We start from the raw sequence: 14,833 nt of genomic DNA on the forward strand, positions 1-14,833 counted from the left end.
CTACCCGTCCCAGAGTCGCATCAACACGGCGAGGGTCACCCAGAGCGTCACGGCGACCTCGTTGTCGCCGAGCGTGTAGTGCGTGAGCCCGCCCACGAGGATGCCGACGAGCCCGAGCCAAGCACCCAGCGTGCTCGCGTACGCCGGCCCGCCGGCCGTGCGCGCCAGCGCCTCGACGCCGTAGCGCAGCGCCGTCGTGTAGAGCAGCATGAAGGCGGCGAGTCCGACGAGCCCCGCCTCGGCAGCGAGCTGCAGAAAGTTGTTGTGCGCGTGCGAGCGGCGGTCGGCGTCGGGATGGCGATCGTAGTAGGGCCCCGAGTCCCGCTGGTAGCGCCCGAAGCCGAGGCCGAAGAGCGGATGATCGTGGACGATGTCGAGGTTCGCACGGTAGATGCCGAGGCGGCCCGCGTTGGTCGCGCGCTCGGTGAACGACGGGATCACCTGCTGGCGGAACCCCGGCGACGCGAGCCACGCCCCACCGATCACCAGGGCGGCGACCAGGATCATCGCGAGCCCTCGGCCGCGCAGCGCGGCCACGATCGCCCCCATGACGAGCACGGCCAGCCAGGCGCCCCGGGCGGTCGAGAAGATGAGCGCGAGCCCGAGCACGATCGCGCTGGTGATCGCGGCCGCGCCGCCCCGGTACGCGGCCCGCGCCAGCGCCAGTCCGAACGGCACGATGAGGACGTGCGCATACGTGACGTAGTTCCGGAAGAACCCGACGCTCGCGAAGCCGTGGGCCCCGCCGATGCGCGGCCGCACCCGCAGCTCCCGTCCGAGCAGCGCGCGGTACCAGTCGGCGCCGGTGTAGTGCTGGAGGACGCCGTACGCCCCCGCGATCACGCCCGCCACGAGGAGGCCGCCCGCGAACCGCACGGCCGCGTCGCGATCGTCGAGCCACCAGTAGACGCCGAAGTACCCGGCGACCACCCAGAGGCGCTGCCATCCCACCGCCTCCAACGGCCGCCCGCTGGCGAGCGTCGAGACGGCGAGCGCCGCGAAGAAGATCGCGAGCACGGTGTCGAGCGGCGTGCGTCGCACGACCCGCAGCCCCTTCGTCCAGGCGACACCGGCGAGAAGCGCGAGGCCGCCCACGCCGAGCTCCATCCCCGTCGTGGAGAGCGGGATCGACCACGCCGTCAGCACGAGGCACGCCCGCGCGCCCCGCCGCACCGCCCCCTCCGACACCGACGTCAGACGCCCCGCCGCGTGAGGATCACCTTCGCGGTCTCGGACAGGATCTTGAGATCGAGCCACAGCGAGCGGTTGTACATGTAGGCCAGGTCGTACTTCAGCTTCGTCGCCGGCGACGTGTGGTACTCGCCGTTCACCTGCGCGTACCCGGTGAGCCCGGGACGCACCTTGAACCGCTCGCGATAGCCCTGGATCTCCTGCTCGTACTGCTGGACGAACTCGGGACGCTCCGGACGCGGCCCGACGAAGCTCATGTCGCCGCGCAGCACGTTCCAGAGCTGCGGGAGCTCGTCGAGGCGCGTCGCGCGCAGCACGCGGCCGGTCCCGGTGATGCGGGGATCGTTGGCGATCGCGAGCACGGGACCCGTCGCCTCCTCCGCGCCCGCGTGCATGGTGCGGAACTTGTAGATCGTGAACGCATCGCCGTCCTTGCCGACGCGCTGCTGGCGATAGATCACCGGACCCGACGAGGTCATGCGCACCGCGAGCGCGACCAGCGCCATCACGGGGGCCGTCGCCGCGAGCAGCACGAAGGCGAGCACGGCGTCGAAGATGCGCTTCGGCCCCGCGCCGCCGCCGGCCGGCGCGTCGTGCAGCACCTCGATGAGCGGAATGTCGTGCAGCCGCAGGTGCTCGCGCCGTCCGATCAGGATCTCGTAGGGCGAGGGCACGACGTAGATCTGCGCGCGCTCCCCCGGCCAGCGGCTGAGCGCGTCGAGGAGCCGGTCCTGCCAGGTGCCCTCGGAGACGATGATCACCTCGTCGACCGCGTGGGTCTCGCACAGCGTCGGCAGCTCGTCGCGGCTGCCGACGATCGGCACGTCGGCGGCCGTGCCCTGGAGCAGCGGCCGGGCCCCGTTCATCGCCACCGCGCCGACGACGTCCATCCCGAGCCACGGCTGCGTGCGGACGGTCTCGATCACCTCGCTCGCCGCCTCGCTCGTCCCGACGACGAGCACGCGGCGGCGCGGATAGCGCCCCATGAGGGGTCGGCAGGCGAGCCGCCATCCGGTCACGAGGGCCGCGTTCGCGGCCGCGTACACGAGGAAGATCGAACGCGGGAACATGAGGTCCTGGTGGAAGAAGTAGACCGCGACCAGGCACAGCGCCTGGAGCACCGCGGCCGCACCGATCGGCGCCAGGTGATCGCGCGGGTTGAGCAGCGCGCGGGTGTCGTAGAGACCCAGCAGGTAGAGGGTCAGGAGCTGCGCCGCCAGCATCTCGGGCCAGTGGTGCGTGACCTCGGCGAACCGGATGCCCGGCAGGTAGCCCTGGGTGAAGGGGAACGGCACCATGACGCGCAGGCCGAAGGCCAGGAGGTACGCGAGCGGCGCGGCGACCAGGTCCCCGGTCACCAGCATGGCCCAGCGGGCACGCCACCCTCTGTCGCGCCGATGCACCGGCTCTGGAGATATCAGAAGGCCCTGGCCCGTCAACGCAACGCGCCATTCACCAGCTCATTTCGAACCGGCGGCGGCGTACCACGCGGCTTCCACGGCCTGTGCCGACACTTCCCACCGATAGCGCTCCTCGACCAGGCGGCGCCCCGCCCGGGCGACGGCCCGCGCCCGCTCCGGCGCCGCCAAGAGGTCGCCCGCTGCGCGCGCGAGCGATTCGGTGTCCTCGCCCAGGACGAGGTGCTCGCCCGCGACGACGTCGAGCGCCGCCGCGACCTGGGGCGTCGTGACGACCGGCGTTCCGACCGCCATCGCCTCCAGGACCTTGTTCTGCAAGCCCGAGCCGCTGCGCATCGGGATCACGGTGACGGCGCCGCTCGCGACCTCGGGCGCCATCTGCGGGACGTCGGCGGCGAGCGTCACGCCGTCGAGCGTCGCGAGCGCGCGTACCGCGCGGCCCGGCCGCGCGCCCGCGAGGTGCAAGGTCGCCGCGGGAACGCGCGCGCGCACCGCCGGGAGAATCTCCGTCGCGAGCCAGCGCGCGGCGTCGACGTTCGGGAAGTAGCCGAGGTTGCCGGCGAACACGATGCGGCCCGGTACGCCGTCGCCCGTTCGCAGGGGAAACGCGCTCAGATCGACGCCGTTCGGCACCACCCGCACGCCGGGAAGTGGAAGATGCGCGCGCTCGGGCTCCGAGACGACGAGGGTCGCCACCGCGGCGCGTGCGAGCGCCTCCTCGGTCGCGCGCAGGCGCCGGGCTTCCAGTCCCGACACCCACGCGAGCAGCCCGCGGTCGCGCCGCGCACGCCGTTCGAAGTTCGCCGACAGCACGTCGACCAGGTCGAGCACGACGCCGGGGCGACCCGGCGGCGGCCACAGCGCCGCGGTACGCACGAGCTGCGCGTGCACGACGTCGAAGCGCTCGCGCGCGAGGAGCGCGGCGACGCGGTCCATCGCGCGCCAGCGCGCGTACAGCAGCACCTGGAGCGGACGCGGATCGCCGACCAGCACGCGCGCGAGCGACAGGCCGGCCTCCACGAGACCCAGCTCGACCACCTCGAGGCGCATGCCGAGAGCGCGGACGGCCTCGGCGTGCCGCGCGTCCGCCCTGCCCAGCACGATCGCGCACACCGTCACGTCGTGGCGCGCCGCCAGGAGCCGCAGATGATGGAAGCTGCGCACCTGATCGCCGCGCCACGGCGGCACGGGGAGGCGCGTCACCAGCGCCAGGACCTTCAGGCGGTCCATTGCTTCGTGCTCGCCGCCTGGATCCACACCCCCTCGGTGCGCCGCCGCCGGTAGCGCCACCAGGCGACCACGTGGGCGCTTTCGCGCAGCACCAGATAGACGCCGAGACGCCCGAGGTCCGGGACCGACAACGCCCGCAGGGCCGTCCAGCCCCGCGGCTGCGGGTTCCCGCGCGCGAGGAGCGCGGGATACTGCGCGTCGATCTGCACCTTTCCCATCTCGATCCGGATCCGCTGGCGATAGAAGTCGCCGAGCGTCGCCGGCAGCCGTACGACGACGCGCGCAACCGGGTCGCGCACGACGCGCTCGCGCCCGACCGCGAGCTCGAGCCAGCGCTCCGGCTCGATCAGATCCTCCGGCATCGTCGGCGGCAGGCCGGCGCTGCGCGCGGCGTAGAGCTGCCCGGACAAATTCGGAAAGTCGACGCCATACGGCGCCGCCATGATGCGCTCGAACGCGGTCGGCCGCGGCGCGCAGCTCGTCTTGGGCGACGCCAGGACGGCGTCGGGCGCGGCCGCCAGCGCATCCAGCAGCCGTGCGATGGAGCCGGCGCCGATGTCGACGTCGGCGTCGAGGAAGACGGTCGTCGCGCCGCGCGCCCAGCGGCGGAGGACGTTCCAGGCGATCGCCTTGCCGGCGCGCTCGGTCGTGAGCGCGACGACATCCGCGGGCTCGGCGCCCGCCGGACGCTCGGGCTCGCGGTCGACGTCGTGCATCACGAGGCGCGCTCCCACGCGACGGGCGAACGCATCGAGGTCGCGCGCGGCGGGCGATCTCCCCGCGGCGCGACCGTTCAGGCACACGAGCGTCTCGGTCGTGCCGGCCGCAGTCCGAAGATCGGACCACGCGGCGTCGAGCGTCCGCCCGAGCGCCGGCTCGTCGGTGCGACACGGGATGCCGAGGGTGACGGTGGGCTCCGTGCTCACGTCGGAAGCCCCTCGCCTGGACGCAGGCAGGTGCGGACGACGAGCAGCGCCCGGCGCGCCGTCGTCGTACGTCCGACCAGCGCCGCGAGCACCGCCTTCACGCCGAACTTGGCGCCGGCCAGCGTCCGATAGAGCGCCGCCGCGCCCCACCCGCCGCGGCGCGCGAAGAACCGCAGCTCACCCGCGACGACGGCGGCGTCACGCCCCAGGCCGAAGCGCGTGGTCGCGCTCACGTTGCGCCCGTGGACGGCGACCGCGGCCGGGACGTGCAGCGTGTGCCAGCCCTCGGCGGCAGCGCGATGGCAGAGGTCCAGGTCCTCACCGTAGATGAAGTACGAGCCGTCGAAGCCGCCCAGGCGCTCGAAGACGGCGCGCCGCACGGCGACGAACGTGCCGTATACCCAGTCGACGGGGTATGGACCGCGCCGATTCCGCGCCGCGAGGCGCCCGACCGTCGTGTCGAGGAGCAGGTGGCGGACGACGCCGAAGCGCGCCGCGCCCGGTTGCCAGCGTCCCGCTTCGTCGGCGAGCCCGCCCCCGGCGATCGCGCTCTGCGGCTCCGCCTCGAGCGCGGCGACCAGGCGCGGGAGCGCGCCCGCCTCGAGCCGGGCGTCGGGATTGAGGAAGACCAGGACGCTTCCCCGCGCCTCGGCCGCGCCGGCGTTGGCGCCGCGCGCGAACCCGACGTTCGCCGGCAGCGCGATCGCCCGCGCCCACGGATGCCGGGTGCGGGCCGCCTCCGTGCTGCCGTCATTCGACGCGTTGTCGACGACGATGACCTCCGTCCCCGCCCGCGCGTCGACCTCGAGGCTCGCCAGGCACGCCGCGAGCGCCGGCCCGGCGTTCCAGTTGACGACGACGACCGAGACCGACCCCGACACGGGCCGACGTTAGCACGCCCGCCGGTCGCGGTCCCACACGCGCGCCCAGCGAAGGAACGTGTAGAAGGCGTCGGTCGCCGCCACGAAGAAGCCCGGCACGCCCTCGAGGCATCCGCGCTTCACGAGGTAGGCGCGCAGGAATCGCCACGCCGGCTCGGCGAGCAGGCGGCCGAGGCCGATCTGCCGTCCGGCCGGGACCTGGTTCGCTCCCACCGCGGTCAGCTTCGAGACCGAGCGCAGATGGTCCGCCACGTCGTCGTAGGTGTAGTGGAAGATCGGCTCGTGCAGCCGGCGCACCCGCCCCGGCACCTCGGCGCGGTCGTGCGGATCGGTGCCGCCCCACGTCGTGTGCTCGCGCCGCACGAGCCGCACGACCGGACGCGGGTACCAGCCGCCCCGATACCACCAGCGCCCCAGATACGAGACGAGCCGCGGGATCGCGAAGCCGTCCACGTCGGGCGGCACGTCCGCCAGCGCACGCCGGATCTCGTTCGACAGCTCGTCGCTGATGCGCTCGTCGGCGTCGAGGTTCAGCACCCATTCGCAGCGGGACGCGTCGAGCGCGAACTGCTTCTGCGCCCGGTATCCCGGCCAGGGATTGCGCAGGATGCGGTCCGTGTAGCGCCGGGCGATGTCGACCGTCTCGTCGTGCGAGCCGCCGTCGACCACGACGATCTCGTCGCACCATGCCGCGCTGTCGAGGCACTGCCCGATCTGCGCCGCCTCGTCCTGACAGACGATCGTGCAGGTGACGCGGGCGCGCGGGCTCGGCCCAGCGCGGCGGCGCCCGCGGTCCTTCGATCGCTGCGCGCGCAGGATCGCACTCGCCCACGCGCGCCGCTCCGCGCGCGGCACGTCGCCGAGGTAGGCGGCGAGCCAACGCGCCCGGTCGGTCGCCGATGCGAGCGGGCCGAGGGTCCGCGCGAGCTGCACGACGTTGGTCACCCGCCGCCGGCGCGACACCTCGGGACCGATGCGAACCCGCTCCAGGTCGAGCAGCGTGAAGCGTGGCGACGAGAGCGCGCCGCCGACGAGGATGTTCACGTCCTTCAAGTCCCGGTGGTAGACGCCTGCGTCGTGCAGGGAGCGGAAGAACGCGCCGAGCGCCCGGGTGAACGCGCGCCGCGTGACCCGGCGGGCCTGCGGATCGTCGAACCCCAGCAGGCGCAGCCAGGCGATGTTGGCCGTCTCGGCGGCCGGCACCTCGTGCGTCAGCAGGAAGCTGCGCGTGAGGAAGCCGTGCCAACGGAACTCGAGGGCGGCGACCGGCGGCGCGGTGGCAATGCCGAGCGCGGCGAGGGCACGCGCGTTGCGAAACGCCTGCACGGCGGGCGAGACGCGCCCGAGGCTCCCCACCGCGATACGGAGCGCGTGGACGTTGTAGCGCTTCACGTACAGCGGCCCGATCGAGGTGACGATGCGACCGACCACCACCTTGCGCTGGAACTTGATCAGGTGACAGCGGGCGCTCGTCAGCAAGCGGTCCGCATCGCCGTCCGGTCCCACGGTGCGCACGAGGTCCACGCCCGCAACGACGACGGCGCGTAGCCGCCCCGCCCGCACCACGCGCGGCGCGTCGCCCTCAGCGTGCACGCGCCACCTCGCCCAGAAACGACTCCAGCTCGTCGAGATGCCGGCTCCACGGGAATTCCTCCGCCCGTGATCGCGCCGCTGCGCTCCGCCGTGCCCAGTCGGGGCCGAGCGCACGGACGATCGCGTCCCGTAGCGTGCGCGTGTCCTCGGGATCGTCGACGACCAGGTCGTCACCCACGCCCGCCAGCAGCTCCGCGGCGCCGACTCGGCGGCTGGTCACCACCGGGACACCGGCGGCGCACGCCTCCAGCACGACGTTGCCGAAGGCCTCCTGCCGCGACGGAACGACGACCGCGTCGGCGGCGGCGAGAAGGCGGTCGACGTCGCCGCGCGGACCGAGGACTTGCACCGGCCCCCCGGCGGCGGCCTCGCGCCGGTAGCGCCCCAGCCGCTCGTCGTCACCGGCCAGGAGCAGCGCGGCGCCGGCCGGTGGCTGCTCCCGCCACGTCCGCAGGAGGATGTCGAACCCCTTGCGCACGAATCCCGTACCGATCGCCAGGCACACCGGTCCGTCGCCGATGCCGAGCTCGGATCGCACCGCGCGTCCGTCGACCGCCCGGCGCGCCGGATGGAAGCGTTCGAGGTCGACGCCGTTGTAGAGCACGCGCACGTGCGACGCGGGGACCCCGTAGTCGTCCTCGATCTCGCGCGCCACGCGTCGGGAGACCGCGATCACCGCACGATGTCCGTCGGGCGCGAACATCCGTCGCTCGAGCCAGAGAACTGCGCGGTGGTAGGGCCCGCGCCGTGGCCCGCGCTGATCCGCGGCCTCCATCCGCGCCAGGTAGCTGCGGTGCGTGCCGCCTCCGACCCGCACCACGTCCTGGCGCGGCGTCCGCCCGAAGCCCACGATCACGTCCCAGCGCTCCGTCGCCACTGCGCGGGGTGCCGCCAGCGCGAAGCTCACCAGACGCGCCACGCGCCCGGCCCGCACGATCGGCACGCGCCGGACCGTGACGCCCGCCGGCGCCGCGTCCGCCTTGGCGACGAACACGTGCAGCTCGTGCCCTCGGGCCGCGAGCCCGCTCGCCATCCGGCACAGGTCGGCCTCCGTGCCGCCGCCGGCGAGCCGGCGATGCATGAACGCGATCCGCATGGGGCGGCTCAGGGGCGCGGCCGCAGCCGGAGCCACAGGGCTTCCAGCTGGTAGCGGAGGTTCATCGGGCGGAGCTCGCGGGCGCGCTTCAGGGCCGCGCGCGCGCCCAGCGTGTCGCCGGCGCGCTGGCGCGCGCGCGCGAGTCGCGCGTACCGTCGCGCCTGGCGACGGTGGAAGTCGTCGCGCCCCAGCACCGGCAACACCTCCGGGTGGGTGCTGACGAGCTTCTCGGCCAGCCGGATGGCTTCCTCGCGGACGGTGCCCCGATCGCGCGCGATGCCGCCACCATGGCGGCGGTACAGGAACGCCTCCTCGTCGAGGAACACGGCCGGGAAGCGCGCGGCGACGCGCAGCACGAGGTCGAGGTCGTCGAGGATGTGGAAGCTCGTGTCGAACGGCCCCACGGTGTCGAGCGCGGCACGCGTGAAGCACATGCCCTGCAGCTGGCCAAGGTTCCAGCGGAACACCTCGGCGACGCCGATCGTGCGTCCGACCAGCGCGCGCGTCACCTCGGGTTTGATCCAGGGCTCCGACGGCCCGTGCGGAGCGTCGTCGGGCGGCAGGAAGCGCCCGTTCTGGATCACCAGGCCGAGCTCGGGCTGCGCGCGCAGCACCGCGACCGGCCGCGCGAGTCGCCCCGGCAGCGCGACGTCGTCCGAATCGTGGAACGCGACGTACGCGCCCTGCGCCGCGGCGACGCCCGCGTTGCGCGCGGCGCCGACGCCACCGTGCGCGACCGGGAGTACCCGCAGGCGCGGATCGCGGATGCGGCCGAGGCGCGCCAGCGTGTCGTCCTGCGAGCCGTCGTCGACCACCACGACCTCGAACGCGACAGCCTCCTGGGCGAGCACGCTCTCGAGACTCGCCTCGACGAACGCCGCGCGATTGTAGGTCGGCACGACGACGCTCACCTCGGGCTTCATGCCGCCCGCCCGTCGCGCACCGCCTCGTCGAAGGCGCCGAACATCGTGGCGGCGAATCCTTCGAGCGTGAAGACCGTCGCCAGCCGGTGGTAGGCGGCCGCTCCCATCCGTGCCCGGCCCGGCGCGTCATGGAGGAGCGCCACCACGGCGCGCGCGAGCGCCGCGGGATCTTCGGGCGGCACGAGCCGTCCGCTCTCGCCGTCGACCAGCATTTCGGGAATGCCGCCCACCGCGGTCGCCACGATCGGGCGGGCGAGCGCCATCGCTTCGAGCAGCGCGAGAGGGAACGGATCGCGGAGGGCCGGATGCACGAGCACATCGAGGCGCTGCACGATCGGAAACGGGTTCGCGAGGAAGCCCGTCGTCCGCACGACGTCCGAGAGACCGAGCTCGGCGATGCGCCCGCGTACGCGCGCCTCGGTCCCGGCGTCCGGGAAGGCGCCGACCAGGAGCACCGTCAGGTCGGGGACGGCCGCACGGATCGCCGGCGTGGCCTCGACGAGGCACGTCGGGTTCTTCCGCCAGTCGAGGTTCCCCACCATGCCGATCGACGGCGCGCGCGGCGGCGCGATCCCCGGCGGTACCGCCGCGGCCGCCTCGCGGCGGATCCGCTCGACGTCCATGCCGTTGTAGGCGACGCGCGCACGCGTCCCGGGCGCGAAGCCGCCGAGCGCCTGCTCGGCGAGCCGCAGCGAATCCGCCGACGGCGCGATCACGTGCCGGGCGCGCCCGAGCAGGTGCTTTCGATACGGCCGCGCCTCGCCGTAGCTCGAGTAGACGTGGACCACCTGCGGGATCCCGAGCAGCCGCCCCGCCAGCCAGCAGTGCGGAAACGTCGAGAGCGTGGTCGAGTAGAACGCGTGCGATCCGCGCGCCGCGCGCACGAGGCGGGCGAGCGTCGCGGGCAACGTCGCCCGCGCGCTCAGGCGCCGCCAGGCTCCGAGACCGCGAACGACCGTCACGTGCTCGGGCGGGATCCCCGTCGTCGTGATGAGGTCGTGCCAGGCGGGAACGGCGTAGCGCAGCTCCCAGCCGTGCGCAGGGGCGGCGTCCGCGAGGACGCGCAGCGCGCGCCACATGCCGGCATGCTGCGGGTGCGCGAGCGTGACGAAGAGGCGCCTCACGCCGCGGTTCCCCCGGGCGCGAGCGGACCGCCGCTCCGCATGAGGCGCGCGAAGCCCGCCCGCCGCGCGACGTCCGGCGCGATGTGGTCGATCGCACATCGGCGCTCGATGGTCTTCTCGACCACCCAGCGCACGAGCCGACGCCGGGCGCGCCACCCGAGCCCGCGCGCGTCCGCGTAGGCCGCGAAGACCCGCGCCCGATCCGTGGTGCCGATCCCGTCGACGACGAAGCGGCCGAGCTGCACGAGGTTGCGCCGTCCCTGCCACCAGACGAGGAGGTGGCTGCGGCGCGTGCGATCGTGATCGAGGAAGACGTGATCCTCGCCGCGCACCTGGACGTTGGAGGGCACGAGGTCGCCGTGGACGAACCCGGCGCCATGGAGCGCCGCGACGGCGCGGCCGAGCGCGCGGAGACGGCCCCACTTCTCCTGCCGCGAGCGCCCCGCGACCGCGAGGCTCTCGGCGAGTGGCACCCCGCCCGCGTCGCGTGTCACGAGGAGCCCGTCACCGTCGCGCGTCCCGACGAGGACCACCTCCGGCGCCGCCAGGCCTGCGCGCGGGAGCGCGGCCATCATGCGGGCCGCGCGGCGCGCGCGGTAGCCGTCCGGTCGCGGGTAGACCTTCAACCAGAAGGTGCCGCCCGCCTGCGTCGTCGCGATCGTCCGCGCGTGGCGCGAGCCGCGTCCCTCCCCGGCCGCCTCGGCCGCACGGAGCCACGTCGCCGGGCCGAGCTCACCGAGTCGCACGAGACCGCGCCACCCCTCGCACCGCCAGCGCACGAGCTGCCGGCCCGCGCTCACGCGACCGCAGCCTCGCTCGCCGACGCCACCACGGCGCCGACCTCGATCGTCGTCATGCACACGCGGCCGATGGGGCACCGGGCGAGAAAGCACGGGCTGCAGGGCGCGGTCCCGGCGATCGCCCACCGCTCCGAACCGAACGGCGCCGAGCGCAGCGCGCTGGTCGCGCCCCAGAGCGAGACGACGCGCACGCCGAGCGCAGCCGCGAGGTGGAGCGCCCCCGAGTCGGGACCGAAGGCGAGTCGCGCGCGGGCGAGGACGGCGAGGAGCTGCCGCACCGACGTCCGACCGGCGAGGTTCGTCACCACGCTCTGCGCGGCGCCGACCACCCGCCCGGCGAACGCGGTGTCCGCCGCCGTCCCGAGAACCACGGCCCGCGTGCCATGGCGAGCCGCCAGCGCGTCGAGCACCGCCGCCGTGCGTTCCGGCCACCACCGCCGGCTCGGGCACGAGGAGCCGACGCAGGCGGCGACGATCGGTCGCGGGTCGTCGCCGAGGAGCGTAGCGGCCTCGGCCGCTTCGGCCGCGCTCGGGGCGAGCCCGAACCCGATCGCGTGGTCGGTCGCGCCGATCGCGTCCCCGAAGGCGAGGAACTGCTCGAGCTTCGAGCGCGTCACGCCTTGCGGCGGCAGACGCTCCGTGGAGACGACCCAGCTCCCTTCACGCGCTTCGCCGCGGGCAAAGCCGATGCGGCGCCCCGCGGCCGAGGCCCGCGCGAGCAGCGCGCTCTTCGCCCCCCGGCCGAGGTCGAGGGCGACGTCGTAGCGCGCGGCGCGGATCTCGCGCGCGGCGCGCACGAGGCCGCGCACGCGCCGACCTCGCTCCAGACGGTGCACGCGGTCGAGCCACGGGTGTCCTTCGAGGAGTGGCAGCGAGAGCGGCTCGACGACCCACGCGAGCGTCGCGCCCGGATGCGCGCGCCGCAGGCGTCCCAGCAGCGGCAGCGCGCGGATGACGTCGCCGAGCGCGCCCGGCAGCACGATCAGGAGCCGCACGGCGCCCCCGCCGGCGCGCCATACGCGCGATCGAAGGCTTGCCGCGTCTCCCGATCGATCAGCGCCCCGGACGGATCGAGCTTCTTCGCCGATCGACACAGCCGCGCGAGGTTTCGGCGGCGCGCCGATCCGCCGAGCGATCCCGGCACGACGCGTGCGCGGTCGAGGTCGACGATCGTCCCGCCGTTCTCCGTCACGAGGATGTTCGTGAGGTTGAGATCCGCGTGCTGCACGCCTGCGTCGTGGAGCCGCGCCACCGCGGCACCGGCAGCGCGCGCGATGCGCAGGCGTGCCTCTCCCTCGGCTCCCCGGAGCGCTTCGACCGCCGTGCGCGCGTCCGGGATCTCCGCCGTCACGATCGCGCTCCGATACGCGATCCAGCCGTCCACGCGCGCCGCGAGCACCTCGGGGACCGGCGCTCCCTTCAGGCGCGCCGCGAGCGATACGGCGAGCTCACGCCAGGGACGCGGTCGCATGCCGAGGTACGTCTCCCTCACGAGCCGCCCGAGCGCGCCGCCGCGCCGCCCGATCCGCACGACCGCCGACGGAGCCCCGGCGATGCGAACCCGGTAGGCCGCGCCTCGGCCGGCCCCCAATCGCTCGGCGCCCGCGGGCGGCCCCAGCTCGGGCGCGAGCAGCCACGGCGCGAGCGCAGCGACGAGGTCGTCCCGGATCACCGCGCGGCGCGGGCCGTCGGCGAGCCAGGTGTACCCGGCCGGCGGCGTCACGCGACCTCCACCGGGTGGTCGCGCCGGCGCTCCCACAGCTTCGCCTGGCTGACGACGACACGATAGCCGTCGAGCACGGCGAGCACCCAGCGTCCGAGCCCGAGCGGCCCCGCGGGCGAGCGGGCAAGCAGCACCCGGACCATCGCCGCCGCCGACCGCCACACGACACCCCGGCCCGTGCGCCCGCTGCGATCCGCGAGTGCGGCGGCCGTCGCCGCGTCGCCGTCCAGGATCTCGAGCGCCGTGGTGAGCGTGTGGCCGCGCTCGCGGACGACCGAGGCGTCGATGCGTCGCACGCGGAGCCCGCGCCCGTCGAACCCCACCGCCGCGCCCCGCTGGACGACGATGGGCGTGCCCCGCGGCGCGACCAGGATGCTGGGCGCGCTCGCGAGCTCGAGGGCCAGCGTCCGCGTCATGACGCCGAGCGCCAGCGCTTCGCCGCCGGCGTGCCCGATCGCGCCGCGCACCGCGCGAACACCGCGATCGTCCAGCACCTCGTCCTCGCCGAGCAGGACGACCCACGGCGCCGAAACCGCCCGGTCGAGCGCACCAGGATCGACGATGCGCACGACGTGCGCGGGAAGCTGCACGCCGGCCGCCCGGTCCGCCGGGTCGAGCACGACGCGCTCGTCGGCCCACGCCGCGCGCTCGAGCGCGCGCGGCAGCTCCTCCCTGCCCCGCGCCACCACCACGACGGCGGCGATGCGCGCTGCGTCCGGCGCGCTCATGCGGCGCTCTCCGCGCGCCGCACGACCTGCACCGCGCGGACCACCGCGTCCGGCTCGACCAGCCGCATGCAGTCCTCGGTGCCGCGTGGACAGCGCCGGCCGCCGTGGCGGCCGCACGGGCGACAGGCGAGATCGACCTCGACCACGCGCGTGCGCGCACCGTACGGCCCGTAGCCGAGCGCCGGAGTGGTGGCGCAGAAGACCGCGACCACGGGCACGTCGCGCGCACAGGCGACGTGCATCGGGGCGCTGTCGTTGCCGACCAGCACCACCGCCCGGTCGATGACGGCCACGAGCGTCGCGAGGTCGGTGCGTCCCGCGAGCGAGGTCGCCGCCCCGCCCGCCCGCGCGACGACCTCGTCGCAGAGTGGTACGTCGGCCGGCGCACCCACGAGCACCACGCGCGCGCCCTCGGCCGCGAGCCGCCTCGCAACGGCGGCGAAACCCTCGGGTCGCCAGCGCTTGGTGGCCCAGACCGATCCGGGCGCCATCGCCACGAGCGCTCCGGCGCCGGCCGGCAGCAGCGCGCGCGCGCGCTCCGCGGCCTCCGGCTGCACGGGGACGTGGAGGACCGGCGCTCCAGTGACCCCGCCCAACGGGGTCATCAGCGCGAGGTTTCGCTCGACGTCGTGCCGCGCGAGATCGCGCCTCACGCGTTCGTGGAAGAGGAACGCCCCGCGGCTCTGCTCGAAGCCGATCCGCCGCGGGATGCGCGCCGCCGCGAGGATCACCGCCGTCCGCAGCGAGCGATGCGGCGACACCGCGAGGTCGAAGGCCTCGGCGCGCAGGCGGCGGGCGACGCGGAGGCCGCCCACGAGCCCGCGCTCGCGCCCGCGCTTGTCGTCGACCAGCACCTCGTCGACGGCCGGATGCCCGCGAACGAGCGGCACCGCTTCCGGACGCACGACCACGACGAGCCGCCGCGGGCGCATCCGCTCCCGCAGCGCGGAGAGGAGCGGAGTCGTCAACACGACGTCACCGAGGAAGCTCGTCTGCGGGACCACGACGGCCGGGCCCGTGCCGGCTTCAGTCGATGCGGGTCGCCTCATCGATCAACATGTTCGGGATGTCGTCGTTGATGGCGTAGCGGAGCTTGCACGCCTCGCAGACGAGCGCGTCCTTCGTCTCGACCAGCCGCACCTCGCCCTTGCACTGCGGGCAGGCGAGCAGGTCCAGGAGCTGCTGATCGATGGCCATCGC

Annotated in this window: 15 protein-coding genes; all 15 read right to left on the reverse strand. The window is 74.6% G+C overall.

The features are described from left to right. Entirely contained in the window at positions 1-1,173 is a 1,173-nt protein-coding gene (locus tag VMS22_24420) for an O-antigen ligase family protein (protein HXJ37186.1), read from the reverse strand. A gap of 20 nt (positions 1,174-1,193) precedes the next feature. After that, positions 1,194-2,555, reverse strand: coding sequence for a sugar transferase (locus VMS22_24425; GenBank protein ID HXJ37187.1), 1,362 nt, complete (start codon positions 2,553-2,555; stop codon positions 1,194-1,196). A 96-nt stretch (positions 2,556-2,651) separates the two neighbouring features. Continuing rightward, the gene (locus VMS22_24430; protein HXJ37188.1) at positions 2,652-3,839 is read right to left on the reverse strand and encodes a glycosyltransferase; all 1,188 of its coding nucleotides are present in this window, start codon (positions 3,837-3,839) and stop codon (positions 2,652-2,654) included. Further along, positions 3,827-4,765 (reverse strand): hypothetical protein, encoded by a 939-nt coding sequence (locus VMS22_24435; protein ID HXJ37189.1) that lies wholly within the window; start codon positions 4,763-4,765, stop codon positions 3,827-3,829. Before VMS22_24435 ends, VMS22_24430 begins: the two co-directional genes overlap by 13 nt. Then, positions 4,762-5,646, reverse strand: coding sequence for a glycosyltransferase family 2 protein (locus VMS22_24440; GenBank protein HXJ37190.1), 885 nt, complete (start codon positions 5,644-5,646; stop codon positions 4,762-4,764). Before VMS22_24440 ends, VMS22_24435 begins: the two co-directional genes overlap by 4 nt. Positions 5,647-5,655: 9 nt before the next feature. Continuing rightward, positions 5,656-7,239, reverse strand: coding sequence for a glycosyltransferase (locus VMS22_24445; protein ID HXJ37191.1), 1,584 nt, complete (start codon positions 7,237-7,239; stop codon positions 5,656-5,658). Continuing rightward, complete coding sequence (locus VMS22_24450) at positions 7,229-8,335, reverse strand: glycosyltransferase family 4 protein (protein ID HXJ37192.1); 1,107 nt, start codon at positions 8,333-8,335, stop codon at positions 7,229-7,231. The genes VMS22_24445 and VMS22_24450 overlap by 11 nt, the downstream gene beginning before the upstream one ends. Positions 8,336-8,343: 8 nt before the next feature. After that, the gene (locus tag VMS22_24455; protein ID HXJ37193.1) at positions 8,344-9,258 is read right to left on the reverse strand and encodes a glycosyltransferase; all 915 of its coding nucleotides are present in this window, start codon (positions 9,256-9,258) and stop codon (positions 8,344-8,346) included. After that, on the reverse strand, positions 9,255-10,382 hold the full coding sequence (locus VMS22_24460; protein HXJ37194.1) for a glycosyltransferase family 4 protein: 1,128 nt from the start codon (positions 10,380-10,382) through the stop codon (positions 9,255-9,257). Before VMS22_24460 ends, VMS22_24455 begins: the two co-directional genes overlap by 4 nt. Further along, on the reverse strand, positions 10,379-11,182 hold the full coding sequence (locus VMS22_24465) for a lipopolysaccharide kinase InaA family protein (GenBank protein ID HXJ37195.1): 804 nt from the start codon (positions 11,180-11,182) through the stop codon (positions 10,379-10,381). The genes VMS22_24460 and VMS22_24465 overlap by 4 nt, the downstream gene beginning before the upstream one ends. Continuing rightward, positions 11,179-12,177, reverse strand: a complete 999-nt coding sequence (locus tag VMS22_24470) for a glycosyltransferase family 9 protein (protein ID HXJ37196.1) — start codon at positions 12,175-12,177, stop codon at positions 11,179-11,181. The genes VMS22_24465 and VMS22_24470 overlap by 4 nt, the downstream gene beginning before the upstream one ends. Beyond that, positions 12,165-12,905 carry a lipopolysaccharide kinase InaA family protein gene (locus VMS22_24475; GenBank protein ID HXJ37197.1) on the reverse strand — a complete coding sequence of 247 codons (741 nt, stop codon included), beginning with the start codon at positions 12,903-12,905 and terminating at the stop codon, positions 12,165-12,167. Before VMS22_24475 ends, VMS22_24470 begins: the two co-directional genes overlap by 13 nt. Further along, on the reverse strand, positions 12,902-13,633 hold the full coding sequence (locus VMS22_24480) for a hypothetical protein (protein HXJ37198.1): 732 nt from the start codon (positions 13,631-13,633) through the stop codon (positions 12,902-12,904). The genes VMS22_24475 and VMS22_24480 overlap by 4 nt, the downstream gene beginning before the upstream one ends. Next, positions 13,630-14,682: a lipopolysaccharide heptosyltransferase II gene (waaF, locus tag VMS22_24485; protein ID HXJ37199.1), complete on the reverse strand. Its 1,053-nt coding sequence runs from the start codon at positions 14,680-14,682 to the stop codon at positions 13,630-13,632. The genes VMS22_24480 and waaF overlap by 4 nt, the downstream gene beginning before the upstream one ends. Then, entirely contained in the window at positions 14,660-14,830 is a 171-nt protein-coding gene (locus VMS22_24490; GenBank protein HXJ37200.1) for a Trm112 family protein, read from the reverse strand. The genes waaF and VMS22_24490 overlap by 23 nt, the downstream gene beginning before the upstream one ends. Between the last annotated feature and the right edge of the window lie 3 nt (positions 14,831-14,833).

It is taken from the genome of Candidatus Eisenbacteria bacterium (genome assembly GCA_035577985.1).
GTDB lineage: Bacteria > Desulfobacterota > Binatia > DP-6 > DP-6 > DATJZY01.

Bases quoted from the DNA above. Each gene is read 5' to 3' on its own strand.
- VMS22_24425 (HXJ37187.1), bottom strand. From the start codon at position 2,555: ATGCTGGTGACCGGGGACCTGGTCGCCGCGCCGCTCGCGTACCTCCTG.
- VMS22_24430 (HXJ37188.1), bottom strand. From the start codon at position 3,839: ATGGACCGCCTGAAGGTCCTGGCGCTGGTGACGCGCCTCCCCGTGCCG.
- VMS22_24450 (HXJ37192.1), bottom strand. From the start codon at position 8,335: ATGCGGATCGCGTTCATGCATCGCCGGCTCGCCGGCGGCGGCACGGAG.
- VMS22_24480 (HXJ37198.1), bottom strand. From the start codon at position 13,633: ATGAGCGCGCCGGACGCAGCGCGCATCGCCGCCGTCGTGGTGGTGGCG.
- VMS22_24490 (HXJ37200.1), bottom strand. From the start codon at position 14,830: ATGGCCATCGATCAGCAGCTCCTGGACCTGCTCGCCTGCCCGCAGTGC.
- VMS22_24455 (HXJ37193.1), bottom strand. From the start codon at position 9,258: ATGAAGCCCGAGGTGAGCGTCGTCGTGCCGACCTACAATCGCGCGGCG.
- waaF (HXJ37199.1), bottom strand. From the start codon at position 14,682: ATGAGGCGACCCGCATCGACTGAAGCCGGCACGGGCCCGGCCGTCGTG.